Origin of the sequence: Amycolatopsis pigmentata, assembly GCF_042684065.1 — a bacterium.
Lineage (GTDB): Bacteria > Actinomycetota > Actinomycetes > Mycobacteriales > Pseudonocardiaceae > Amycolatopsis_E > Amycolatopsis_E pigmentata.
The window spans coordinates 1,034,533-1,058,457 of sequence record NZ_JBHUKR010000004.1; the positions used below are offsets into that span (position 1 = coordinate 1,034,533).

General features: G+C 68.9%; 24 protein-coding genes. 10 read left to right on the top strand and 14 right to left on the bottom strand.

Features of this window, described 5'->3' with window-relative positions; translation table 11 throughout:
- Positions 1-84 precede the first annotated feature (84 nt).
- The 5 genes from ACFSXZ_RS06475 to ACFSXZ_RS06495 all read left to right on the top strand — a co-directional run bounded on the left by ACFSXZ_RS06475 (position 85) and on the right by ACFSXZ_RS06495 (position 3,147).
- A complete protein-coding gene (locus tag ACFSXZ_RS06475; RefSeq protein ID WP_378262246.1) occupies positions 85-783 on the top strand; it encodes a MerR family transcriptional regulator in 699 nt (232 codons plus the stop codon).
- Positions 784-807: 24 nt separating this feature from the next.
- Positions 808-1,584: an Fpg/Nei family DNA glycosylase gene (locus tag ACFSXZ_RS06480; RefSeq protein WP_378262248.1), complete on the top strand. Its 777-nt coding sequence runs from the start codon at positions 808-810 to the stop codon at positions 1,582-1,584.
- Positions 1,585-1,616: 32 nt separating this feature from the next.
- Positions 1,617-2,270, top strand: a complete 654-nt coding sequence (lexA, locus tag ACFSXZ_RS06485) for a transcriptional repressor LexA (RefSeq protein WP_378262250.1) — start codon at positions 1,617-1,619, stop codon at positions 2,268-2,270.
- Positions 2,271-2,371: 101 nt separating this feature from the next.
- Positions 2,372-3,016, top strand: a complete 645-nt coding sequence (locus ACFSXZ_RS06490) for a TetR/AcrR family transcriptional regulator (RefSeq protein ID WP_378262252.1) — start codon at positions 2,372-2,374, stop codon at positions 3,014-3,016.
- The gene (locus ACFSXZ_RS06495; protein ID WP_378262254.1) at positions 3,013-3,147 is read left to right on the top strand and encodes a glycosyltransferase; all 135 of its coding nucleotides are present in this window, start codon (positions 3,013-3,015) and stop codon (positions 3,145-3,147) included. Before ACFSXZ_RS06490 ends, ACFSXZ_RS06495 begins: the two co-directional genes overlap by 4 nt.
- Here the strand turns inward: ACFSXZ_RS06495 and clpB are convergent.
- The 7 genes from clpB to ACFSXZ_RS06530 all read right to left on the bottom strand — a co-directional run bounded on the left by clpB (position 3,135) and on the right by ACFSXZ_RS06530 (position 11,623).
- Positions 3,135-5,783, bottom strand: a complete 2,649-nt coding sequence (gene clpB, locus ACFSXZ_RS06500) for an ATP-dependent chaperone ClpB (RefSeq protein ID WP_378262256.1) — start codon at positions 5,781-5,783, stop codon at positions 3,135-3,137. The genes ACFSXZ_RS06495 and clpB overlap by 13 nt on opposite strands.
- On the bottom strand, positions 5,774-6,073 hold the full coding sequence (locus ACFSXZ_RS06505) for a chaperone modulator CbpM (protein ID WP_378262258.1): 300 nt from the start codon (positions 6,071-6,073) through the stop codon (positions 5,774-5,776). The genes clpB and ACFSXZ_RS06505 overlap by 10 nt, the downstream gene beginning before the upstream one ends.
- A complete protein-coding gene (locus ACFSXZ_RS06510) occupies positions 6,070-6,957 on the bottom strand; it encodes a DnaJ C-terminal domain-containing protein (protein WP_378262260.1) in 888 nt (295 codons plus the stop codon). Before ACFSXZ_RS06510 ends, ACFSXZ_RS06505 begins: the two co-directional genes overlap by 4 nt.
- A 7-nt stretch (positions 6,958-6,964) precedes the next feature.
- Complete coding sequence (locus tag ACFSXZ_RS06515; protein WP_378262262.1) at positions 6,965-7,435, bottom strand: nucleotide exchange factor GrpE; 471 nt, start codon at positions 7,433-7,435, stop codon at positions 6,965-6,967.
- 6 nt (positions 7,436-7,441) lie between these two features.
- Positions 7,442-9,316 carry a molecular chaperone DnaK gene (gene dnaK, locus ACFSXZ_RS06520; RefSeq protein WP_378262264.1) on the bottom strand — a complete coding sequence of 625 codons (1,875 nt, stop codon included), beginning with the start codon at positions 9,314-9,316 and terminating at the stop codon, positions 7,442-7,444.
- An 86-nt stretch (positions 9,317-9,402) separates the two neighbouring features.
- Complete coding sequence (locus ACFSXZ_RS06525; protein WP_378262266.1) at positions 9,403-10,500, bottom strand: hypothetical protein; 1,098 nt, start codon at positions 10,498-10,500, stop codon at positions 9,403-9,405.
- A gap of 64 nt (positions 10,501-10,564) precedes the next feature.
- Positions 10,565-11,623: a uroporphyrinogen decarboxylase family protein gene (locus ACFSXZ_RS06530; protein ID WP_378262268.1), complete on the bottom strand. Its 1,059-nt coding sequence runs from the start codon at positions 11,621-11,623 to the stop codon at positions 10,565-10,567.
- 155 nt (positions 11,624-11,778) lie between these two features.
- On the opposite strand from ACFSXZ_RS06530, the gene ACFSXZ_RS06535 reads away from it, so the two are divergent.
- Positions 11,779-13,077, top strand: a complete 1,299-nt coding sequence (locus tag ACFSXZ_RS06535) for a DUF1800 domain-containing protein (protein WP_378262270.1) — start codon at positions 11,779-11,781, stop codon at positions 13,075-13,077.
- A 5-nt stretch (positions 13,078-13,082) separates the two neighbouring features.
- Positions 13,083-14,291 (top strand): DUF1501 domain-containing protein, encoded by a 1,209-nt coding sequence (locus ACFSXZ_RS06540; RefSeq protein ID WP_378262272.1) that lies wholly within the window; start codon positions 13,083-13,085, stop codon positions 14,289-14,291.
- Between the two features lie 4 nt (positions 14,292-14,295).
- Here the strand turns inward: ACFSXZ_RS06540 and ACFSXZ_RS06545 are convergent, their stop codons facing one another.
- From ACFSXZ_RS06545 to ACFSXZ_RS06555, 3 genes are read right to left on the bottom strand one after another with little or no spacing between them, the layout of a single operon-like run.
- Positions 14,296-15,603: a sensor histidine kinase gene (locus ACFSXZ_RS06545; protein WP_378262274.1), complete on the bottom strand. Its 1,308-nt coding sequence runs from the start codon at positions 15,601-15,603 to the stop codon at positions 14,296-14,298.
- Positions 15,600-16,277: a response regulator transcription factor gene (locus tag ACFSXZ_RS06550; RefSeq protein ID WP_378262276.1), complete on the bottom strand. Its 678-nt coding sequence runs from the start codon at positions 16,275-16,277 to the stop codon at positions 15,600-15,602. Before ACFSXZ_RS06550 ends, ACFSXZ_RS06545 begins: the two co-directional genes overlap by 4 nt.
- 43 nt (positions 16,278-16,320) lie before the next feature.
- The gene (locus ACFSXZ_RS06555) at positions 16,321-17,538 is read right to left on the bottom strand and encodes an FAD-dependent monooxygenase (RefSeq protein WP_378262278.1); all 1,218 of its coding nucleotides are present in this window, start codon (positions 17,536-17,538) and stop codon (positions 16,321-16,323) included.
- Positions 17,539-17,662: 124 nt separating this feature from the next.
- Between ACFSXZ_RS06555 and ACFSXZ_RS06560 the strand changes: the two genes are divergently transcribed.
- Complete coding sequence (locus ACFSXZ_RS06560) at positions 17,663-18,568, top strand: LysR family transcriptional regulator (RefSeq protein WP_378262280.1); 906 nt, start codon at positions 17,663-17,665, stop codon at positions 18,566-18,568.
- Between the two features lie 8 nt (positions 18,569-18,576).
- On the opposite strand, the gene ACFSXZ_RS06565 is transcribed toward ACFSXZ_RS06560, so the two are convergent.
- Together ACFSXZ_RS06565 and ACFSXZ_RS06570 are read right to left on the bottom strand one after the other, a co-directional pair.
- On the bottom strand, positions 18,577-19,941 hold the full coding sequence (locus ACFSXZ_RS06565; protein WP_378262282.1) for an MFS transporter: 1,365 nt from the start codon (positions 19,939-19,941) through the stop codon (positions 18,577-18,579).
- Positions 19,942-20,088: 147 nt separating this feature from the next.
- Positions 20,089-20,355 (bottom strand): hypothetical protein, encoded by a 267-nt coding sequence (locus tag ACFSXZ_RS06570; protein WP_378262284.1) that lies wholly within the window; start codon positions 20,353-20,355, stop codon positions 20,089-20,091.
- 281 nt (positions 20,356-20,636) lie between these two features.
- On the opposite strand from ACFSXZ_RS06570, the gene ACFSXZ_RS06575 reads away from it, so the two are divergent.
- Positions 20,637-21,128 carry a molybdopterin-binding protein gene (locus ACFSXZ_RS06575; RefSeq protein ID WP_378262286.1) on the top strand — a complete coding sequence of 164 codons (492 nt, stop codon included), beginning with the start codon at positions 20,637-20,639 and terminating at the stop codon, positions 21,126-21,128.
- A gap of 179 nt (positions 21,129-21,307) precedes the next feature.
- Positions 21,308-22,345 carry an ester cyclase gene (locus tag ACFSXZ_RS06580; protein ID WP_378262288.1) on the top strand — a complete coding sequence of 346 codons (1,038 nt, stop codon included), beginning with the start codon at positions 21,308-21,310 and terminating at the stop codon, positions 22,343-22,345.
- Positions 22,346-22,359: 14 nt separating this feature from the next.
- Here ACFSXZ_RS06580 and ACFSXZ_RS06585 read toward each other — a convergent pair whose 3' ends face one another.
- Both ACFSXZ_RS06585 and ACFSXZ_RS06590 read right to left on the bottom strand, forming a co-directional pair.
- Complete coding sequence (locus ACFSXZ_RS06585) at positions 22,360-23,586, bottom strand: cytochrome P450 family protein (protein ID WP_378262290.1); 1,227 nt, start codon at positions 23,584-23,586, stop codon at positions 22,360-22,362.
- Positions 23,583-23,900, bottom strand: coding sequence for a putative quinol monooxygenase (locus tag ACFSXZ_RS06590; protein WP_378262292.1), 318 nt, complete (start codon positions 23,898-23,900; stop codon positions 23,583-23,585). The genes ACFSXZ_RS06585 and ACFSXZ_RS06590 overlap by 4 nt, the downstream gene beginning before the upstream one ends.
- Positions 23,901-23,925 lie beyond the last annotated feature (25 nt).

The window sequence follows — 23,925 nt, forward strand, 5'->3', positions numbered from 1 at the left end:
TCGACGCTATCGTTGAAGAATCGAGGGAAACTTGTGCGATGCCGACCTGGGTTCGATAGGTTGAAGCCTCAAACGGAGGTGTGAGTGCGCCCGATCGACCTCGCCCGGGAACACGGGTTGTCCGCACAGGCGATCCGCAACTACGACGACGCCGGCATCCTGCCGCCGACCGAACGCAGCGAGTCCGGCTACCGTCTCTACACACCCCTGCACGCGCAGGCCCTCCGTGCCTTCCTGGCGTTGCGCCGCGGCCACGGGCACCAGCAGGCGACGGAGATCATGCGCGCGACCAACCGCGGCGAGACCGAGTCCGCCTACCGGCTCATCGACGCCGCACACGTCGCGCTGCTCGCCGAACGCGACACGCGCGCCGAAGTCGCCACGGCTCTGGGCGTGCTCTCCACCACGCCACCCGTCCCGGTCGGCGGCCGGCCGCTGACAGTGGGGGAACTCGCACGCCGTCTCGGCGTGCACCCGGCGACGCTGCGCACCTGGGAGACTCAGGGCATCCTGCGTCCCGAACGCAACCGGGCCACGGGTTACCGCGAATACGGACCGGACGGCGTGCGTGACGCCGAGATCGCACGGCAACTACGCCGGGGCGGGTACCCGCTGCACCAGGTCGCGCGGTTCATCGAGGCGCTGCGTGAGGCGGGTGGAGCCGACGCGCTGAGCGCCTTCCTCGACTCCTGGCAGGCCAGGCTGACCACGCGCAGCCGCGGTCTCCTGGCGGGCGCGGCCCAACTCGACGCCTACCTCACCCAACTCGAAGCTTTGCCGTGAGCGTTACCCGGGTAGTCCCGGACCATGCCGGAGTTGCCGGACGTCGAAGGGTTCCGCCGGGTGCTCGCGTCGCACGCGGTCGGCCGGCCGATCCAGCGTGTCGAGGTGCGGGACCAGGGAGTGCTCCGCGACGTCAGCGCTGAGCGGTTGTCGCGCACGCTGACCGGGCGCCGTTTCTCCGAGCCGCGCAGGCATGGCAAGTGGCTCATCGCCCCTGCCGGCCCGGACGCCGTGGTGTTCCACTTCGGCATGACGGGCTCGCTCCAATGGGGAGAACCGGACCGTCACGACCGCGTCGTGTTCGGCTTTTCCGATGGCGAATTGCGGTATCGGGACATGCGGAAGTTGCAGGGCCTGCGGTTGCTGGACTATCCGCGCGGTGTGGAGGATCTGCTCGCCGGTCTCGGACCGGACGCGACGGAAATGACCACCAAGAAATGGGACGAGGTGCTGCACGGACGGCGAGGGCAGATCAAGGCGACGCTGGTGGACCAGTCCGTCGTCGCCGGGATCGGCAATCTGCTGGCCGACGAGATCCTGTGGCGTGCGGGCCTGCACCCGCGTGTCTCGTGCGCCCGGCTCGGCGGGCACGAGTTCGCCGGGCTGGCCACCGCCACGCGCGGTGTGCTCCGGCAGTCGATCAAGGTGGGCCGGGTGCCGCCCCGGAAGTCGTGGCTGACCGGGCGGCGCGACGAGCCGTCCGGAACCTGCCCGCGCTGCGGCACCGTCCTCGCCCACGGCCGCGCGGGCGGCCGCGGTACCACCTGGTGCCCGCGGTGTCAGCCGGAGAACCGGCGCTGAACCGCGCGAGGTCGGCCTCTACCATTTCGCGGGTGACCACCTACGACGATTTCGACCAGCTCGACGCCTCCTCCCTGCCGCCCCGCCAGCAACGGATCCTGGTCGCGATCCGGGACTGGGTGGTGCGCCACGGATATTCGCCGAGCACGCGCGAAATCGGTGACGCGGTCGGGCTGCGGTCTTCGTCGTCGGTGTCGAAACACCTGGCCAGCCTGGAGGACAAGGGATTCCTGCGGCGTGGCACCGGAGTGTCCCGCCCGATCGACGTGCGCGCGTTCCTGCGGGAGACCGTGGCCCAGGAGCCTTCCGGCGACTCCGTCACCGTGCCCGTGGTCGGTGACATCGCCGCGGGAACTCCCATCACCGCCGACGAGCACACCGACGACATGCTGACCCTCCCCCGCGAACTCGCCGGACGCGGCACCGTCTTCGCGCTGCGCGTACGCGGTGACTCGATGATCGATGCGGCGATCTGTGACGGTGACATGGTGGTGGTGCGGCAGCAGTCCGAGGCCTACTCGGGCCAGATCGTCGCCGCGATGATCGACGGCGAGGCCACGGTCAAGGTGTTTCGCCGCCGAGACGGTCACGTCCTGCTCGAACCGCGCAACCCGGCTTACGACGTCATCGACGGTGACGAGGCCGTCGTCCTCGGCATCGTCGTCTCCGTCCTGCGCAGCGTCTGAACTCCGTCGCCCGGGCGTCGGACGTGACGGCCCTTTCATCGGCAACGGCATCCTGATCAGCACACATTCCGCTTCTTGACCGATCGGTCTATACTTCGTTCGTGCGGACTAATGATGAACCGGGTGGACAAACGTTCACCGAGCGGGCGCGGCGGACGCAGATCGTCGGATGCGCGATCGAACTCGTCGCCGAGGCCGGCTACCCGGCGGCGTCGATCGGCAAGATCGCCGAGCGCGCCGGAGTGGCCAAGAGCGTGGTGCTCTACTACTTCTCCACCAAGGAGAAACTGGTCCACACGCTGGTGATGGAGATCTTCCTCGCGTCGGTGCCGGTGATGGTGCCCGCCATCGCGGCCGAGGAGACCGCCTCCGGCAAGCTGCGCGCCTATATCCGGTCCAACGGCGAGTTCATCCACACCCACCGCGACCATGCGCTGGCGATGCTGGAGATCTGGACCAGCTACCGCTCGGCCACCGGGCAGCGGCTCGACGAGGAGATGGCGGAGTCCACCGCGCGACAGCCGCCCCAGGGAGACCTCGCGGCCCTGGACCCCACCACGATTTTCGAACTCGGGCAGCGCACGGGCGAATTCCGCGCCTTCCCGGTACACCACATGACGACAGCGCTGCGGCAGGCGATCGACGGCGCTGTCCTTCAGTCGTCCCGCGACGCCGGTTTCGACGTGCCCGGCTACTGCGAGGAACTCGTCACCATTTTCGATCTGGCAACCAAGGGGGAACCATGAGCACTGTTGTGATAGCCGCGTTCGGGTCCAGAGGGGACGTGGCGCCGTTCACCGGTCTCGGCGTCCGGCTTCGGCAGGCCGGGCACGACGTGGCCATCGCGGCCCGTGAATTCGTCGATCAGTTCTTGTGAAGGTAGTCCAGCGTGATTTCGTCGCCGGTGGCGTCGATCCGCACGATCTGACCATCCTGGAGGTCGCCGCGGATGAGCGCGCGGCCGATGCGGGTTTCGATGTCGTGCGAGAGGTAGCGGCGCAGTGGCCGGGCGCCGTAGACCGGGTCGTAGCCGCGCTGCGCGATCAGCCGCCGTCCCTTCTCGGTCAGTTCGACGGAAATCCGCCGGTCCGCCAGTCGCGAGCGCAGGTCGTCCAGCTGGAGGTCGACGATCCGTTCCAGTTGCGCCTGCGTGAGCGGCTTGAATAGCACGACGTCGTCGATGCGGTTGAGGAACTCGGGCCGAAAGTGCCGGCGCAGCTCCGCCATGACCCGGTCGCGGGCCTCGGCCTTGATTTCCCCGCCCACGGTGGACCCTTCGAGCAGGAACTCGGACCCGATGTTCGAGGTCATGATGATCACCGTGTTGCGGAAGCCGACCACCCGGCCCTGCGAGTCGGTGATCCGGCCGTCGTCGAGGATCTGGAGGAGGGTGTTGAACACGTCGGGGTGGGCCTTTTCGATCTCGTCGAACAGCACCACGGAGTACGGTTTGCGGCGCACCGCCTCGGTGAGCTGCCCGCCCTCTTCGTAGCCGACGTACCCTGGTGGCGCGCCGACGAGCCGGGAAACGGTGTGGCGTTCCTGGTATTCGCTCATGTCGAGCCGGACCATGCTCTCCTCGCTGTCGAACAGCGCGGCAGCGAGGGTCTTGGCCAGTTCCGTCTTCCCGACGCCGGTGGGGCCGAGGAAGACGAACGAGCCGATGGGCCTGCGCGGGTCGCGGATGCCCGAGCGGGCGCGGATGATCGCGTCCGCGACCAGCGTGACGGCCTCGTCCTGGCCGATCACCCTGGCGTGCAGGATCTCGTCCAGCCGCAGGAGTTTCTCGCGCTCGCCTTCGCGCAGACGCGCCACCGGGATACCGGTCCACGCCGCCACGATCTCGGCGATCTCCTCGTCGGTGACCACCTCGCGCAGCAGTGTGTCCTGCCTGGCCGTCACGCGTTCTTCTTCGGCTGCCAGGTCACGCTCGAGTTCGGTGAGCCGTCCGTACCGGAGTTCGGCCGCACGGTTGAGGTCGTAGGAACGCTCGGCTTCTTCGGCCTCATGCCGCACCTGCTCCAGTTCCTGACGCAGATGCTGCACTCGTTTGATCGCCTCGCGTTCGGTTTCCCACTGCGCCCGCATGGAATCCGCCTCGGTGCGCAGATCCGCCAACCCTGGTGTTCTGTGGGGGGCACGGCCCCCCACACCCCCCTCTGGGGGCAAGCCCCCAGACCCCCTCCGAAGTTCCTCCAACCGAAGCTTGCCCGCCTCGTCGGTTTCCTTGGCCAGCGCGGCTTCTTCGATCTCCAGCCGGGTAACCCGGCGCGTGAGCTGGTCCAGTTCGGCCGGCATCGAGTCGATCTCGGTGCGCAGCCGGGCGCAGGCCTCGTCGACGAGGTCGATCGCCTTGTCCGGGAGGAAGCGGTCGGTGATGTAGCGGTGGGACAGCGTCGCCGCGGCGACCAGGGCGCTGTCGGTGATCTTGACGCCGTGGAAGACCTCCAGGCGCTCCCGCAGGCCCCGCAGGATGGAAATGGTGTCCGCCACGTCCGGCTCGCCGACCATGACCGTCTGGAAACGGCGTTCCAGCGCGGCATCGGATTCCACGCGCTTGCGATATTCGTCGAGCGTGGTCGCGCCGATCATGTGCAGTTCGCCGCGGGCGAGCATCGGCTTGAGCATGTTGCCCGCGTCCACCGCGCCTTCGGCCGCTCCGGCGCCGACCACCGTGTGTAGTTCGTCGACGAACAACAGGATCCGCCCTTCGGCGGCCTTCACCTCGCCCAGCACCGCCTTGAGCCGTTCCTCGAACTCGCCGCGGTACTTGGCACCGGCCACCAGTGATCCCATGTCCAGCGCGAAAATCGTCTTGTCCCGCAAGCCTTCCGGCACGTCACCGTTGACGATGCGCTGCGCGAGTCCCTCGGCGATCGCGGTCTTGCCGACGCCGGGATCGCCGATGAGCACCGGGTTGTTCTTCGTCTTGCGGCTGAGGATCTGGATCACGCGGCGGATTTCCGCGTCGCGCCCGATCACCGGGTCGAGCCGGCCCGCGCGGGCTTCGACGACCAGATCGCGCCCGTACTTTTCGAGCGCTTCGTAGGCGGCTTCGGGCGAGGCCGACGTGACCCGCTGGCTGCCGCGCACACTGGTGAGCGCGGTCAGGAAGGAGTCCTTGGTGACGCCGTTGGCGGCGAGGACCGGCTCCTCGTCGATCAGCGCCAGCAGGAGATGTTCGACCGAGACGTATTCGTCCTTGAGGCGCTTGGCCTCCCGCTCCGCGTCGTCGAGGATCTTCGAGAGGTGCCTGCTGAGGAACACCTGTCCCGGCTCGGCACCCGGTCCGGTGACCTTTGGCCGCCGTGCCAGCTCCCGCTCGACGGCGGCGCGCAGTTCGCCGGGGTCCGCTCCCGCCCGCTCGATCAGCCTCGGTACCAGGCCTTCCTGACTCAGCAAGGCGAACAACAGGTGCGCACCGTCCACTTCGGTCTGACCGAGGCGGGTGGCGACGGACTGCGCCTCGCTCAACGCTTCCCGTGACTTCTCGGTGAGCCGGTTCAGGTCCATCGTTCCGGCCTCCTCCGCAGCTCGGTTTCCAGTCGGCGAATGCGATCGAGCAGGTCGAGAACGACGGCCACACCGGCATAGTTGACGCCGAGCCCGGCCCGCAGCCGCTGGATCCGCCCGATGGTGGCGAGGACTTCCGGGTCGAACCACAGCTCTCCGTCGGCGTCACGGCGCGCGTCCAGCACGCTCAACGTCACCAGGCGCCGCAACAAGTCCGGGTGCAGGCCACTCAGCCGGGCCACCACCTCCAGGCTGAGCCGCCGCGGCGGCACGGCAAGGGGAAAGCTCATCGCGTCCTCCGTGGGTCGAAGTCCGACACCGCCGCCAACTGCTCGAACAGTTCCCGTTCCCGGCGGTCCGGCTTGGGCGGCACCATGATCCGGACCTCGGCGTAGAGGTCACCGGGGCGGCCGCGCGGGTCCGGCATGCCCTCGCCGCGCAGCCGGAGCCGCTTGCCGCTGGAGGTTCCCGGCGGGACCCGGACCTTCACCTCGCCACCCGGCGTGGTGACCGGAACGTTCGCGCCCAGCGCCGCTTCCCACGGCGTCAACCGCAGCACGAGATGAATGTCGCGGCCGTCCAGCCGGTACCGGGAGTGCGGAGCGATCCGGACCCGCAGGAAGAGATCACCGGCCGGGCCGCCGCGGCCTCGCCCGCCTTCGCCGGCGAGCCGGATGCGCTGGCCGTCGGTCACGCCGGGCGGGATGGCGACGTCGTACTCGCGCCCGCCGCGCCCGGTGACGCTCACCTGGCGTTTCCCGCCGCGATAGGCCTCTTCGACGCTGAGCGGGAGTTCGGCTTCCTGGTCGGCACCGGACATCCGGCCGGCCCCGGACCCTGCCCCGAAGAGCCCGCCGAACAGGTCCTCGAAGTCGATCCCGCCTCCTTGTCCGAAGTGGACATTCGCACCGCGCGGCCCGCCCGCGCTCGCCGCGCGCTCGGCACCTTCCGGGATCTGCCGGAAGTCCGGGCCGAACCGGTCGTAGCGGGCACGGGTGCCGGGGTCGGACAGGACCTGATAGGCCTCGCTGATCTCCTTGAACCGGTCCTCCGCGCCCGGGTCGGCGTTGATGTCGGGATGGTATTTCCGGGCGAGCGTGCGGTAGGCCTGTCCGATCTCGTCGGTGGTGGCGTTCCGGGAAACGCCCAGCGCCGCGTAGAAATCCTTCGCCACGCCACGTTCACCCCCGCCGGTTCACCACGACCGCCGCCGGCCGCAACTGGGTCTCGTCCTCGCCGTAGCCGGGCCGCACGACACTGATCACGACACCGTCCGGCCGGTCCGGGTCGTCGGCCGTGCCGACGACCTCGTGCCGGTGCGGGTCGAACGGCACGCCCACTTCGTCCTGCCGCGGGTAACCGAGCCGTGCCAGCACGTCCACGGCCTGATCGCGGACCGCGCGCACGCCGTCCATGACCGGGTTGGTGTCCTCTTCGGCGTGCGAAAGCGCCAGTTCCAGGTTGTCCAGCACGGGCAACCACGCGGCCATCGCCTCGTTCCGCGACGCCAGCCGGCCACGGCCGAGGTCCTTGGAGAACCGCTTGCGGAGATTGTCCAGGTCGGCCAGGGTGCGGCGCCAGCGGTCCTCGAACTCGGCGGCCTTCTCCCGCGCGGTGTCCTGGCCGTCGGCGATAGGAGATTCTTCGGGCATCAGGGGTCAGCCCCGATCGAATTCGGCGTCCACCACATCGTCACCGCCGTCTTCGCCACCCTCCGATGTGGACGGTCGGGGCTCCGTTCCCTGGTGCGCCGCCAGGGAGTGGTAGAGCTGTTGCAGTTCCGAGGTCAGCGAGCGAGCCCGGTCGATCGGCGCCTCCGACTTCAGGGCTTCTCGCGCCTCGGTGACCAGCATTTCGGCGCGCGACCGTTCGTGCGCGGGTGCCGCTTCGCCGAGTTCACTCAGCCGGTGTTCCACCTGGTGCGCCGCCGAATCCATCGCGTTGCGGGCGTCGACGGCTTCCCGCAGCCGGAGGTCTTCGGACCGGTTGCGCTCGGCCTCGGCGACCATCCGCTCCACTTCGCCGGGGTCCAGATTGGAACTTTCGCTGATCGTGATGCCCTGCTCCGCGCCGGTGTCCCGGTCGCGCGCCGTGACGGCGAGAATGCCGTTGGCGTCGATGTCGAAGGTGACCTCGACCTGAGGCTCACCCTGCGGCGCGGTCCGGATGTCCTCCAGCCGGAAGCGGCCGAGCACCCGGTTGTCCGCGGCCCGCTCACGTTCCCCCTGCAGCACGACGATGTCCACCGCGGCCTGGTTGTCCTCCGCCGTCGAGAAGGTCTCGCCGCGGCGGGCCGGGATCGTGGTGTTCCGCTCGATGATTTTCGTCATCACCCCGCCCCGGGTTTCCACGCCCAGCGAAAGCGGTGTCACGTCGAGCAGAAGCACGTCCGAGACCTCGCCCTTGAGCACCCCGGCCTGCACGGCCGCGCCGATGGCCACCACCTCGTCGGGATGGACGCTCATGTTCGGGTCCTTGCCCCCGGTCAGCCGCCGCACCAGGTTCTGCACGGCCGGGATCCGGGTCGAGCCGCCGACCAGGATGACCTCGTCGATTTCGGCGTCGCTCACCTTCGCGTCCGCCATCGCCTGCTTGACCGGGCCCAGGCACCGCTGCACCAGGTCCCCGGTGATCTTGTCGAACGTCGACCGCATCACCGTGGCGGTCAGGTGCTTGGGCCCGGCGGCGTCCGCGGTGACGAAGGGCAGGTTCACCTGCGTCTGCGTGACCGAGCTGAGCTCCACCTTCGCCTTCTCGGCGGCCTCGAACAACCGTTGCAGCGCTTGGGGATCGTTGCGGAGGTCGATTCCCTGCTCCCGTTGGAACTCCTCGGCCAGGTAGTCCACGAGCCGCCGGTCGAAGTCGTCACCGCCGAGGTGGCCGTCACCGGAGCTGGCCCGCACCTCGACCACGCCGTCACCGACGTCGAGCACGCTCACGTCGAAGGTGCCGCCGCCGAGGTCGAAGACGAGCACCGTCTCGTGCTGGCGCTTGTCGAGGCCGTAGGCCAGCGCCGCCGCGGTCGGCTCGTTGATGATCCGCAGCACCGACAGCCCCGCGATCTTTCCCGCGTCCTTGGTCGCGGTGCGCTGCGCGTCGTTGAAGTAGGCGGGCACCGTGATCACGGCTTCGGTGACCCGCTCGCCGAGTTGCTTCGCCGCGTCGTCGGCGAGTTTGCGCAGGACCTGCGCGCTGATCTCCTCCGGCGCGTAGAGCTTGCCGCGCACGTCGAACCGCGCGTTGCCCCCCTCGTCGGCCACCACGTCGAAGGCGACCGCCTTGGCCTCGTCACCGATCTCGTCGAACCGGCGGCCGATGAACCGCTTCGCCGAGTAGATCGTCCCCTGGGGATTGAGAATCGACTGCCGGCGCGCGAGCTGGCCGACCAGCCGTTCCCCGCCCTCGGTGAAGGCCACCACCGACGGTGTGGTGCGGGAACCCTCCGTGTTGGGCACCACCCTCGCTTCGCCGCCTTCCCACGCGGCGATCACGGAGTTGGTCGTCCCTAAGTCGATGCCTACCGCCCTGGCCATGGGTGCCTCCTCAGCGCGCTTGCCCGCACGGCACCAGATCCGGCTCGCGGTGTCATCGCCCGGCGATGATGAAAACGCCCTTGGCGCTAACCGTCGCGGTCGCGGGCAGCCTCTTCCTGCTCGCGCTGCTCCGCCTCACGGGTGCGGGCACGCCGCTCCCGCTCGCGCCTGCTGTAGGTGGCCTGTTGAACGGCTTCCTCGGACTCGAAGCTGGATCCCAGCGCCCCGGCGACCGTCCCGAGCGACGCGGACAACCACGCCAGCTTCAGGTAGTTCCCGAAATCGGCGGTATGTCCCAGGCTCTTCGCCAGGTAGGGGGCGGAGATCACGGCCAGCGCGGCCAGCGTGGTCACCACCAGGAGAACGGCGTAGATGCACGCCACGCCGAGGAACACCGTGCCCACGGTGGCCGCGTTGTAGAGCACCGCCTGGGCGCGGGGAGTCCGGCCGGTCGCGCGTTCCCACAGGTCGTTGTACGCGATCAGCCAGACCACCATCGCGGCGATCGCGAAGAAGGTGATCAGCGCGAGCCGTCCGGCGCTGAGGAAGTCGGCCATCGCCCAGATGCTGCTGTAGAAAACGCCGAAAGCCGCCGAGGCCGCCGAAGCGGCCAGCGCCCGGGACAGGCTCGGCACCATCCGCCAGGGCCGGTTGTCCCGCACCATGCCGAACAGCAGCCGTGCCCACCCCCTCGGCCCCACCAGCACCAGCGACGCGTCGACGTCCTTTCCGGCGTTCCCGGTCATTTTCACCGGGGCGATCAGACCCCGGCGCCGCATCCGCGGCGACGGGCTCGCTTCCTGCCGGAGTTCGGCGGCCAACCGCACCACGGCGTCGAGCAGCCGCCGCCGGACCGACAAACCGGCCAGGGCGGGCAACGAAGCCAGCGCGGCGCGATGCGTGGTACTGATGTCCGCGACCACCGCGCTGCCCCCGGCGCACCGCGGCAGATCGGTCACGCAGACCACCAGGTCCCAGTGGTCACGACGGCGTTCCCGCTCGGCGATCTCCCCCAGCGGGATGTGGCCGTGATCGTCGAGACTCAAGGCCTCACAACGGAAAGAGACCTCCCAGTCGCCCTCGCCGAGGTTGCTCTTCAGTGCCTCGGGCAACTCTCCGGCAAGATCACGGGTCAACTCGCTCGGCAGGCCCGGATCGGCGATCAGGCCCATCGTCACGGTCATCGTTCCCCCTTCCCAGGTAACCGGTTCCGGCTACCCCGCCTGGGGGAAAAGAATCACCCTCCGGTCAGGAAGAGGGCACGCCCGCCTCGGCGCGGAGTTGGCGTGCCGCCTTCGCCATGGATTCGAGCTTGCCCCTGGCCGCGTCGCGCGGCAGGTACTTCATGCCGCAGTCCGGCGCCAGCACGATCTTTCCCGGTTCGAGGATGTCGAGCGCGCGGCGGGCCCGCGCGGCGACGGTCGCGGGGGTTTCCACCTCGGGTGTGGAGTTGTCGATGACGCCGAGGATGATGGTCTTGCCGGAGATGCTCTCGAGCACATCGAGGTCCAAATTGGACTGTGCGGTCTCGATGGAGATCTGGTCGCAGGCGGCGTCGGCCAGTTCCGGGAGGAACGAGTATCCCTCCGGGCGTTCGTGGACGATGGCCGCGTAGCCGAAGCACAGGTGCACCGCGGTGGTGCCCGGAGCGCCTTCCAGGGCACGGTTGAGCGCTTCGACGCCGTAGCGCCGTGCCTCTTCGGGGCGTGCCTGCAGGTACGGCTCGTCGATCTGGACGATGTCGGCACCCGCGGCGAAGAGGTCCGCGATCTCCTGCCTGCACACGTCGGCGTAGGCGAGCGCGGCGGAGCGCACGTCCGGGTAGTAGTCGTTCTGCGCCTGCTGCGCCATGGTGAACGGGCCGGGCACGGTGATCTTGACCGTGCGCCCGGTGTGCGCCCGCAGGAACTCGACATCGGCGCGCTCGACCGGCCGTGACCGCCCGATCGGCCCGGTGATGCGCGGCACCGGGTTGGGATGGCCGGTGCGGTCCAGCGCGGTGCCCGGATTGTCGATGTCGACGCCGTCGAGCGCGGTGGCGAAGTGGTTGGAATAGCTCTCGCGGCGCATCTCCCCGTCGGTGATGATGTCCAGCCCCGCGGCCTCCTGGTCGTGGATGGCGAGCAGGGTCGCGTCGTCCTGGGCTTCGGCGAGATGCTCGGCGGGGACGCGCCACAGTTCGCGGGCGCGCACCCGCGGCGGGAACCGCCCGGCCAGCTTCTGACGGTCGATGAGCCAGTCGGGCTGGGGATAGCTGCCGACCAGCGAGGTGGGAAAGAGAACCGACCCGTCACCGGCTGTGGTCATGATGCACGCCTTTCCGCTGCCTCGCCTTCTCGCCCCGATCATGGTTGTGGCGGGTCAGCGGTGTCAATCACGCCCCTCGCCGTCGCCTGAGGATCTGCTGAAGGACCGTGCCGGACCATGGCCCCGGCACCTCCTGCCCGGAGATCATCCGGGGCATGGGGTTCATCACTGAACGAGCGGCGGTGCGGCGGCTGCACGACCGGTTCGGGTTCGGGCCCCGGCCCGGCGACCTGGACCGTGGCTTCGCCGAAACCGCGAGCAGGCTGCTGAACCCGGGCCCCGATCCGGGCGCGCAGGCGACACCCCCTCCTCGGCTCGGCGCGCCCCCGGAACCACCCGGCAAGCAGGACACCACGGCGAAACAGCAGGCCGCCCAGCAGCTTCAGGAGCAGGCCTCCCAGGCCGCCGTGTGGTGGCTGGACCGCATGGTCGCGGCCGAGCGGCCCGCGGTCGAACGGCTCACCTGGTTCTGGCACGGGCATTTCGCGACCAGCGAGCAGAAGGTGCGCAGCCCGCAGTTGATGCTCACGCAGAACCAGACCCTGCGCGACCTCGGGATGGGCAGCTTCACCCGGCTCGCGCAGGCGATGATCGTCGATCCGGCGTTGTTGTTGTGGCTGGACGGCAACAGCAACAAGGCCGGCAAGCCCAACGAGAACCTCGCCCGTGAATTCATGGAACTGTTCGCCCTCGGCGTCGGCCACTACGGCGAGAACGACGTCCGCGAAGCCGCGCGGGCGCTCACCGGGTGGACCGCGACACGGGGTGACACGACCGCGCACCTGATGCCACGCCGGCACGACGACGCGGCCAAACAGATCCTCGGCCGCACCGCGGATTTCGACGCCCGCTCCTTCGTCGACCTCGTCCTGGACCGCCCGGAGTCGGCGCCGTTCGTGGCCGGGCGGATCTGGTTCCGGCTCGTCTCGCCCACGCCACCCCCGGCCGACGTGCTCGGTCGGCTGGTCGCGGCGTACGGACCCGGCCGCGACATTCCTTCGCTGCTGTCCGCCATCGCCGGGGAGCCGTTGTTCCGTGACAGCGCCACTTCCCTGGTCAAGCAACCGGTGGAATGGCTCGCGGGATTGATGCGCGCGCTCGGTGTCCGTCCCGGTTCGCTGGACGCCAAGACGAAGACGCAGCTCCTGACGGGGCTGCGCGGGATGGGTCAGGTGCCGTTCGAACCACCGAGCGTGGGCGGCTGGGCCGCCGGAGGCGCGTGGCTGACCACGTCGGCCGGGCTCGCGCGACTGCACCTCGCGCAACTCGTCACGGCGCACGCCGACCTGAGCGCGGTCGCCAAGGCGGCGGACAAACCGGCCGCCATCGGCGATCTCCTCGGTGTGGACGGCTGGTCCGACCGCACCAGGACCGCGCTCGCCGGTGTCGCGGGCAACGTCACCCAACTGTCCACTGTGGCCGCTTGTGCCCCCGAATACGTGGTGAGCGGGTAGGAATCATGAACAAACTGACCAGGCGCCGGTTTCTCGTGGCCAGTGGCGTCACGGCGGCGGGCGCGCTCGCCGCCGGTGCCACGCAGGTGGACTGGGCGCACCTGATGAGCGCCGCCCAGGCCTCACCGCTCGACCCGAACGCCGGTGTGCTCGTGGTCGTGACGCTCTACGGCGGCAACGACGGGCTCAACACCGTCGTGCCGGCGAGTGACCACGCCTACCAGGACGCTCGTCCGGAACTGGCCTACAAACCCGAAGAAGTCCTCGACCTCGGTGACGGGCTCGGCCTCAACCCGGGCATGAAGGGCTTCAAAGGCCTGTGGGACAACCATGAACTCGCGATCGTGCGGGGCGTCGGCTACCCGAAACCGGACCACTCGCACTTCCGGTCGATGGCGATCTGGCAGACGGCCTCCCCCGACACCGCGGTCCCGACCGGTTGGCTCGGCCGCTGGCTCGACGCCACCGGGGACGACCCGCTGCGCGCGGTCTCGGTGGAACCGGTGCTGCCACCGTTGCTGGCGGGCGCGCGGACCGCGGCCGCGTCACTGCCGGTGGGCGGCCTCACCCTGCCCAACGGCGCACTCGGCAAATCCTTCCAGGGGTTGGGCGCCGCGCAGCCGGGGGAAGGGTACTGGCAGGCGAAGGCGGCGCATTCGATCGGCGACCTGTACCAGGCCGAGAAGGTCCTCGGCGGTGCCGTGCACCCGAACGGAAAACCCGCCCAGCGCAAAGCGGCCCTGGCCGCTCAGCTCGACATCGTGGCCGGGCTGATCGAAGCCGGCGTGCCGACCCGCGCGTATTCGGTGTCACTGGGCGGTTTCGACACCCACGCGGACGAACGCGGCACCCAGCAACGGCTGCTGACCGAACTCGACGGCGCGCTGACCCCGTTCGTGCAACGGCTCGGCCGCACCGACCGGGGCAAACAGGCCATCGTGCTGGTGTATTCGGAGTTCGGCCGCCGCGTGAAGGCCAACGCCAGCCAGGGCACCGACCATGGCACCGCCGGCCCGGTGTTCGTACTCGGCAACGGGGTGCGCGGCGGATTCCACGGCGCGGAGCCGAGCCTGACCGACCTCGACGACGGGGATCTCAAGGAGAGCACCGATTTCCGCGACGTCTACGCGACGCTGCTGGAAAAGGTCCTCGGCACCGACGCGGGCCACGTACTGCCGAACCACACCGGTCGGCTGGACGAAATCCTGGCTTGACCGGCTAAGCCGGCGTAAGTCCGCTCAGGACGAAGGACGCACCACCGCCGGGTGCTTCCTCGCACCGCAGATCACCACCGTGCGCGCGAGCGAAACCGCGCGCGATGGCCAGTCCCAGCCCGGATCCGCCGGCCCGCCGGTCGCGGGCGTCGTCGAGCCGGACGAGGCGGTCGAAGACGCGTTCCCGTTCCGCTTCCGGGATTCCGGGCCCAGTGTCGGAAACGGTGCACCCGTCGGCGGCGACGGTCAGGGTGAGGGTGCCGTGGTTTTCCATTGCCTGAAGGGCATTGTCCACGAGATTGGCCAGAACCTGGGTCAGGCGGTCGGCGTCGCCGAGCACCGGCGTGTCCACTCCCGCCACCTCGGTCTTGACCTCGGGAGCCAGCAACCGGGCTCGCTCGGCCTGGGAACGGGCCAAGGACAGCAACGAAACCGGCTCCCGCGCGATCTCGTCGCCGGCGTCCAGGCGCGCCAGCTCCAGCAGGTCGTTGACCAGTTTCCCGGCGCGCCGCGACTCGCGGACCAGCAGCAGGTGCAGGTGTTCGGCCCGAGCCGGATCGTCGTCGGGGGAGGCGTCCAGCACCGCCTCGGCGGCCGCCTGGACACCGGCGAGCGGGGTGCGCAGTTCGTGGGCGGCGTCGGCGACGAAACGGCGGGTCCGTTCTTCGGACGCCCTCGCCGCGCGTTCGGCGCCTTCCAGCGCGTCGAGCGCGGCGTCGAACGCCGCGGCCGTGCGGCCGAGTTCCGTGGTCGTCCGGGTGGGCGCGAGCCGGTCACCCCGGCGCCCGGAGACGATCGACCGGGCCAGCCGGGTCATGGCGTCCAAAGGGGACAGTGCCAGCCGGACACCTACCAGCAGCGCCAGCGCGGTGACCGCCACCGCGATCAGACCGGTGATCACCAGCAGGCGCCGCAACGTCTGCTCGGCACCGTCCACCACCGCTTCGTCCGCGACCAGCGTCAGCTTCGCCCCGTTGACCCGCGACCCGCCGGACAACGTCGCCTTCACCTGCTTCAGCCGCTGGTCCGACACGTCGGGCGCACCGACGAGGTCGCCGTCGGCGAGGGTCAGCCATCCCCGCACGCCCCGCGTTTCGACCCGGCTGAGCAGGTTCGGCGGGCTGACGTTCTGCTTGGCCAGTTGCTGGGCCAACTGGACCCGTCCGGCGAGCACCCGGTTGACGTCCTGCTCCGCCTGCACGCGGAACACCGCGTCCACCACGAAGCCGACGGTCAGGAGCACGGCCACCAGCACCACCAGCGCGGTGAGCAGGACCCGCCGGTGCAGGGAGGCCGTGCGGAGTCCGGTCAAGACGGCTCACCGCCCAGCAGGTACCCCTGCCCGCGCACGGTGTGCAGCAGGCGCGGCCCATGCGCTTCGAGCTTCTTGCGCAGGGTGCTGACGTTGACTTCGACGAGGTTGGGGCTGAACTCGTCGTAACCCCACACGGCCGTCAGGATCTGGGTCTTGCTGACCACCCGGTCGCGCCGGGTGGCGAGGTAGCGCAGCAGTTTCCATTCCGTCGCGGTCAGATCGAGGCGGTTCCCGTCGTAGACCGCCACCCCGGACTCCACGTCCACGACGAGGTCACCGATCTCGATCGCCGGTTCCGCCCGCCCGATCCGGCGCAGCACGGCGGTGACGCGGGCGATGAGTTCGGCCAGCACGAACGGCTTCACCACATAGTCGTCCGCGCCTTCGCCGAAACCACGCAGCCGGTCCTCGACGCCGTCGCGCGCGGTCAGCATCACCACCCCGGCCGCTGACCTGCGCCGGATTACACGCAGCAGCGCGAACCCGTCGCGGCCGGGCAGCATCACGTCGAGCACGACCAGATCCGGCCGGAAGCGGCTCAGTTCGGCTTCGAGCCCCGAGCCGTCGGCCAGCGCCCGCACCGCGAACCCGGCCGAACCGAGCGCGGTTTCCACCGCGACACGGATCGCTTCGGCGTCTTCGACAAGGAGAATCCGCGGTTCACCGGACACGCGCGTTCCCGGCGCCGGAGGAGAAGGGCATGGCAAAGCATAATCAATGGCCCGTGACGCCGGATCCTGCCTTCGCGACCGCGCGGACCCGGGCGCGCCGGGTGTGTGCCGAGCGGTACGGCGCGTTGAGCTGGTTCTCCACGAAAGCCACCTGGCTGGGGAGCTCCATCCGCATGTCCGCGGCGGCCCCGGGCAATTCCCGGGCGGTGATCGCCATTTCGCCGTCGAGGATGGCACGAGACACGTCGGTCACCAGCCGCACGCGGTTGAAGCGCAGGTCCGCGACCGCGGTCAGCGACGCGTCCAGCGGGCGGTCCACCGCGATCTCGTCGGCGAGCACGATCGCGTCCTCCAGCGCCATGGCCGCGCCCTGGGTCAGATGCGGGACGGCCGTGTGCGCCGCGTCGCCCAGCACGATGACGTGGCCACGGTGCCACGGTTTCGGCACCCGGCACTGCATGAGCGGGCTGTAGACGATTCCCGCCGGGCCTTCGATCCGGTCACGGATCCAGCCGAGCGGCCCGGAGAACCCCGCCAGGCGCTCGGCGAGCAACCGGCCGAACTCTCGCGGCTCGTGCCGGGGATTGCCCGGCTCCGGAGTGACCAGGAGCAGGTACATGAGCTCGTCCGACAGGGGAATGAGCCCGCCCTTCACGCGGTCGCCCTGGAACGCCACGAGCCCGTGCAGCGACCGGAGTCTGGGAAGCGGCATGCGCCACACGGAATAACCGGTGAACTCCGGTTCGTAAGCGGTGCCGAACAACCGCCGCCGCATCGGTGAGCGCATACCGTCGAACGCCGCGACGAGATCATAGGCTGTCCGGCGCCCGTCGCTCAGCCGGACCGTGACATCCCAAGGACTTTCCGTGAGCTCGTCCACGGTCACGCCGTACTGAACGCGGGCGCCCGCGCGGATCGCGGCCTTGCGCAGGATCTCACCCAGCGCGGCACGGCTGATGGCCACGTTCGGCGGCACGCGGTCGTCCCCCAGTCCGGACGGGACATAGACGATCGGCGTGTCCTTCCAGTCGCGAAACTCGTTGCCACCGAAGGTGAATCCCGCCGCGATCACCTCGTCCAGCACGCCGAGGGTGTCGAGCGCGCGCAGAGCGTTACCCGGCTGGTTGATGCCGACGCCGAGAACGCGGGCGTCGGGCTTGACCTCCACGATCTCGACGTCGACGCCCTGACGGGCCAGGGCAATTCCGGCCGCGAGCCCACCTATGCCCGCACCCACGACGAGCGCCCGGTCGACCCGCATACGCTTCACCTCGTTTCTGCCTTTTCGTCACAACGTGTCTAAAGTGCACGGTATGTCGCCGGTCACACCAGGGGAAACGATTGACGTCGATCGGCCGCATCGACGAAAGTGATGGTGCGCCGGAATGTCACTCGGTGGAATCGATCTGAATCTGCTGGTAGCGCTCGAAGCCCTGCTCACCGAGTGCAACGTCACCCGGGCCGCGGAACGCACCTCGGTGGGCCAGCCCGCCATGAGTGCTTCACTGTCGCGGCTGCGCCGGCATTTCAACGATCCGTTGCTGGTGCGCGACGGACGGGGGCTGGTGCCCACTCCCCTGGCGGAATCCCTGATCCATCCCGTGCACGACGCGATCGAAGCGGCCGAAGCGGTGATGAGCGCGAGCGCGGTCTTCGACCCATCAGCCGACCGGCGCACCTTCACCGTGGTGGCCAGCGACTACGTGACCCTCGTGCTGTTGAGCCCGTTGTTCGCCGATCTCGCCGTCGCCGCGCCGGGCGTGGGCATCAGCGTCGAGCCGCTGCAAATGGACTTCGCCGACCAGCTCCGCAGCGGCAGGATCGACCTCCTGATCGTGCCGACCGCGGTGGCGGCGAACCTGGCCTTCCCGCACACTCGCCTGTTCGCCGACCGGTACCTGCTGGCCTGTGATCGGGACAATCCCGATGTCGGCGAGACGGTCACCCCCGCGCAGTTCAGCAAGCTGCCGTACCTGTCCTACAGCATCGGGCGAAGCCTGGGGCTGGCCGAGACCGAACTCGCCGAGGCCGGCATCCACCGCAACGTCGAGCTTCGCACCCACAGTTTCGTGCTCACTCCCTTTCTGCTCACCGGGAGCCGGATGGTGAGCATGGTGCACGAGAGACTGGCTCTTCGTTTCGCCGAGCAGGCCCGGCTGCGGCTGCTGGAACCGCCGATGCGGCTTCCGCCGATCGTCGAAGCCATGTACTGGAGTCCCCGGCACACCGACGATCCAGCGCACCGCTGGCTCCGGGACCGCATCACCGAAATAGCGGAATCACTGCCGTGAGCGCCGGTTCACCGGCCGGTGCCCAGCGGCCGGGAAGCGGCCCTGGTGAAATCCACGTCCTTCGTTTCCGGGCCGGCGAAGGCACCCGTGGCTCCGAGGACACCGCCGATGACCATCAGCACCACCGACGTCAGCGCGTAGGGCATCAGGTTTCCCAGTCCGGCCATGAAAAAGGCGTAGAACGAAGGGATGATCACCGAAGCGCTGAAGCCGAGGCCGAAGCCCGACGCGCGGACATCGGTGTGGAATCGCTCGTTGATGTAGGGCAGCACCACTCCCCACGGTGCCGTGACCAGGATCGAGAAGACGCAGACCAGCAGCACGAGCAACCCGAACGACAGCTGCGCGCGGGTCACCAGGAGCGCCAGCAGTGCCGCGCCGACGGTGGCGATGGCGGCTCCCAGGATGATGAAGAAGCGGCGGCGGCCGATCCGCTGCCCCACGATTCCCGATCCGACATAGCTGAAGACCAGGCAGGCGTAAGCGATCATCAGGGTCAGGGTCAGCTGCGTGCCGGAAAGCTTGAAGAACGTGTGCAGCACCGTCGTGGGCAGGTAGAGGGTCACCAGGTTCTGGGTGAGCCAGAATCCGGTCATCATGACGAACACCTGGAGGAAACTCTTCCCGCTGCTGCCCCGGAACACGGTCCGCAGCGGGAACGACTTCTTCTCCGACGCCTCCCAGATCTCCGACTCCGACACGTTCCGCACGTAGTAGAGCACCAGGCAACCGGCCAGCAGGGCCCCGAGCACGAACGGGATCCGCCAGCCCCACACCGCGTAGGGCGAATCCGGCCCGGCCAGCGGGAACAGCGCGAAGGACGCCAGGCCGACGAGGTTGATCGCGATGTAGGCCAACGGGAACGCGGCCAGGATCACCCCGCCGAGCAGGCCGCGCCGCTCCTTCGGCGAGTACTCCATCGCCAGCGGAAGAGCGCCGGTGTAGCCGCCGCCGAGGCAGATGCCGTCGGCGAACCGGAGGGCGATCAACAGCCAGAAGGAGGCGATACCGATCGTCGAGTGCCCGGGCAGGAACGCGATCAGCAACGTGATGATCCCGAAGCCCGACACGGACGTGATGGTCGCCGAGCGGCGGCCGGCCCGGTCGGCCAGCGCACCGAAGATGGCGGCGCCGACGGGCCGTCCGATCAGGGTGGTCACGAACACCAGGGACGTCATGATCCCGGCCAGTCCGGGAGAGAGCGAGGCAGGCTGGAAATACGCCAGCGCGGGCGTCAGGATCACGGTCGGCAAATAGATGTCGAACATGTCGACGAACTCGGCGAAAAAGGCACCCACGGTGGCGGAGCGCCGTTTCGCGTCCGGATCTTCCCCGGCCGCACGCGCCACCGCGGCCTGTTCACTGCTGGTCATCGGCCGATCCCTGTCTGCTCGCCGCATACGTCGTGGAATTCACTTACCCGACGAAAGGGATCGTCAAAACAGATGTTCCGCCTCCCGGAAGCCCGGTCGCGCCTGCCGGCCGGCGCCGGACCGCTTACGGGGCGGCGCGCACCGTGGTCAGGCGGCGCGGTTTTCGAGAATTTCGGTGCCGGTCCGCGTGACGGTGAGTTCGCGGTCGAGAGGACCGAGACGCCGTTCGGTGGTGATCATGCCCAGTTTGGTCAGCCGGTCGAGGGTTTCCGCCTGCGGCTGCGGGACCAGGCCCGCCTCCGCGCCGTCGCTGCCGCGCCAGCGGTAACCGGTCGGTCCGCCCCAGGTGCCCGCGTGGAAAAGAACCTCGCGGTCGGCCACTTGCCGAAGAGCTGTCAGTTCGTTGTCCTTCATGCCGAATCCTCGTAGTACTTGACTTACCTTTTCGAGAGTGCTCCGCCCGGCCGGGCCCGACATCCGGCGATCTACCCAAACGCCTACGTAATGGAGACCTACGTAGGCCATGAGGAGGGCGAACTCCCGGCACCGGCCAACCACCGCGCTCCAGGCACCCGCGCGGAGCCGGCCCACCTCCGCGAACGCTTCTGCGGAATCAGCGTCGCCTTTCAACCGCTTTTGCGGATCTACCCGTTCGGCGGCTGTACGGGCCCGTACCAGGTACTTACCGTGAGTTCATGGCGGCGAGGAGCACCCAGGGGTCCGTGTCGGCGCCGCCCGCGACGCCGGATCCGGGGCAGATCCTGATCACCGGCGACGTCGCCGGCGAGGGCGTTGTCCGCACCGCCGAGTTGGACGCCCGAGCACATGCCCTTCGCGAGATTCGTTACGTGACACGACGGTCGCGGGAAGTCCACTACGCGTGCGGAGTTCCCCTGCACGAGGTCCTCGCCGAAGCCCGTCCCCGGCTGGATGAACGGCACAAGATGGGCCAACTCAATGTCGTGGTCGTCGCTGTCTCGGCCGACGGCTACCAGGTAGTGCTTTCCCTCGCCGAAATCGATCCCGAGTTCGGCGCCTGCGACGCCCTGCTCGCCACCCGCTACAACGGGGAGTCGCTCACCCTGCCGACGCTCGTGCTGCCCTGCGACGGAAGGGCAAGCCGCTACGTCCGCCGCCTGTGCCGGCTGCATCTGCTCAGCATCGCGCCGTCGCACGAAACCGGATAGGCCGGAACGGCCACTGTGGACGGATGACGGGTTCCGCTTTCCATCGGCGCCATCCGGAGAGACACTGGGTTTTCCAGGGCGCGTCCCGAAAGAATCGCGGCAGCACAAGGGAAAAGAATCACCACCGGGGCCGGCTCGCGGAAAAAGGACAAAGCAGTCTCACAGGAGGGGTGAAGATCATGCATGTCCGGAGCAACATGCTGATCGGCGACCCGGCGCGGGTCGACGAGGTCCTTCACTACATCGAGGACACCGTGCGCCCGTATGTCGAAGCGCAGCCGGGCAGCCGCGGAATCGCGGTGGCGGCGAATTTCGAACTCGGCGTGATCGTGACGAACGCCTACTGGGACAGCGCCGACGCCATGACCGCCAGCGAGCACGCCGTGCAGACCGGTCGCAAGGAAGCCGCGGAACTGCTGCACGGCATGGTGACCGTGGACCATTACGAAGCCCCGGTCTTCCTCCGGCACCGCCGCCCGGGTCGCGGCGCCGGGCTGCGAGTGACCACGATCGAAAGCGATCCCGCCGATCTCGACGTGCTCGTCGACGTCTTCCGCGACACGGCACTGCCGAGGCTGGCGCGGATACCGTCCCTGTGCAGCGCCCAGCTCCTGATCGATCGCGCTTCCGGGCACTGCCAGGCGATCGTCGCCTACGATTCCGCGTCGGACCTGGCCGCCACCCGGGCGAACGTGGCACGGATCCGGTCCGACTCGATGGCCAGGACCCACGCCACCGTGCGCTCCGTGCAGGAGTACACGGTGATCTTCACCTCTGTCCGGGAGGGTGGCACGACCAGCCTCATCGAGCGCGAAACCGAATTGTGGAACGCGCACGACCGCGAGCAGTGGACGAGCCTGTTCGACCAGCAGGCGTTCGAACTGCGGGCGACCGGCGGCATCCGCGTGGCCGGGCGCGACGCGCTGGACCTGCTCTGGTACACCTGTCAGGACGCCTTCCCGGACAATCACGTGGAGAACCTCGCCTGCTACGGCGACGACCACGGCGGGGTGCTGGAGGGCCGGTTCACCGGCACGCACACCGGACCGCTACGGACCCGGGGTGACGAAATCCCGGCCACCGGCAAGAGCCTCGAAGTCGGCTTCTGCGGTGTCTACCGCGTGCAGGAAGGCAAGATCATCGGCGCGTCGCTGTACTTCGACCGCCTTGACGCGCTGGACCAGATGGACCGGCTGTACGGCATCACCCCCGCCTGACCGGGCGCCGCGCCTCAGACGTCGAACTCGACGGGAAGCTCGAGCAGACCTCGGAACGGCGACGCCGCGGCAAGCCGGCGCAGTTCGCCGGGCGGAACCGCTAGCCGCAGGTTCGGCAGCCGGCGCAGCATCGTCCCGATGCCGATCCGCGCCTCCATCCTGGCCAGGGAAACCCCGAGGCAGTAGTGGACACCGTGGCCGAATCCGATGTGCGGCCCGCGCTCGCGGCACAGGTCAAGGCGGTCCGGGTCGGCGAACTGGGCGGGGTCGTGGTTCGCGGAGTTGATCACCACACCGACGATCGAGCCGCGTGGGATGCGCACGCCGTCGTAGACGACGTCCTCGGTCGCTATCCGGGGACTGGCCACGGGCAGCGGACCGTCGAACCGGAGCAGCTCCTCGATCGCCTGCGGCAACAGTTCGGGCGTGGAGCGCAGCATGCCGAGTTGTTCGGGATGGGTCAGCAGGGCCACCGTCGCGTTGCCGATGAAATCCGCGGTGGTCTGGTGCCCGGCGAACAGCAACAGGAACGTCGTGGTGACCAGTTCCCGTTCGGACAGCTTCCCCTCCTGGTCGCACGCGTCGATCAGGGCGCAGATCATGTCGTCCGCCGGGGCTTCCCGCTTGGCCTGCACCAGGTCGGACAGATAGTGGTGCAGGTGGAGTTGCGCGTCCTGGACGGCCGCCTTGTCCTCTTCGGGCGCGCGGCCGGACGAGCCGGAGGTCCTGATCACCTGCGTCCAGTCGAGGACCCGCTCGTGGTCGCTCTCCGGTATCCCGAGCAGTTCGCAGATCACCGTCATCGGCAGCGGGATCGCGAAGTCGTGCATCAGCTCGGCCTCGCCCTGGTGAACCACCTTGTCCAGCAGGCTGTCCACGATCTCCCCCACCCGGGGCCGCAGCGCCTCGATCCGGCGCGGCGCGAACGCCTGCGAGATCATCCGGCGCAACCTCGTGTGCTCCGGCGGGTCGGAGTTGAGCATGTTCTTGTTCAGGCCCTCGGAATTCGGCCCGAAGATGCGCAGATAGTGCTTGTCCGGCCCGTAAAGATCCTTGGACAGCCGGGGATCGGTCAGCGCGGTTTTGGCATCGTCGTACCGGGTGATCAGATACGAGTCGTACCGCGGCGAACTGACCGGGCACACGGGCGCGGTTTCGCGCAGGTGCGCGAACGTGGGATAGGGATCGGCGGTCATTTCGTCGGTGTAGAGCTCCGACGCGGGCACCGGACGCTCGGTCATTTCGCGGCCTCCTCGGTTCCCACGCTGTGCAGCACGTGATAGGTCTGGCGCTGGGCCGATTCGCGCAGTTCACGCACCACCCGCATGAGACGGTCACGCTGCTCGCTCTGTCCGAAGGCGTCCAGCCGTTCCCGGTCGGCCCAGTCGCTGATGATCAGGTAACTGCGCGGGTCGTCGGCGTCGCGGAGCAGGTCCTGGCGCAGGCAACCGTCAAGGCCGCGGATCTGTTCGGCCGCCGACAACCACTCGTCTTCGAACCGCTGCTCGCAGCCCTTCCGGGTCCGCATCGACAGGACGGTACGGACATTCGTCATTTCGCACCTCCGAGCTTTTTCAGGA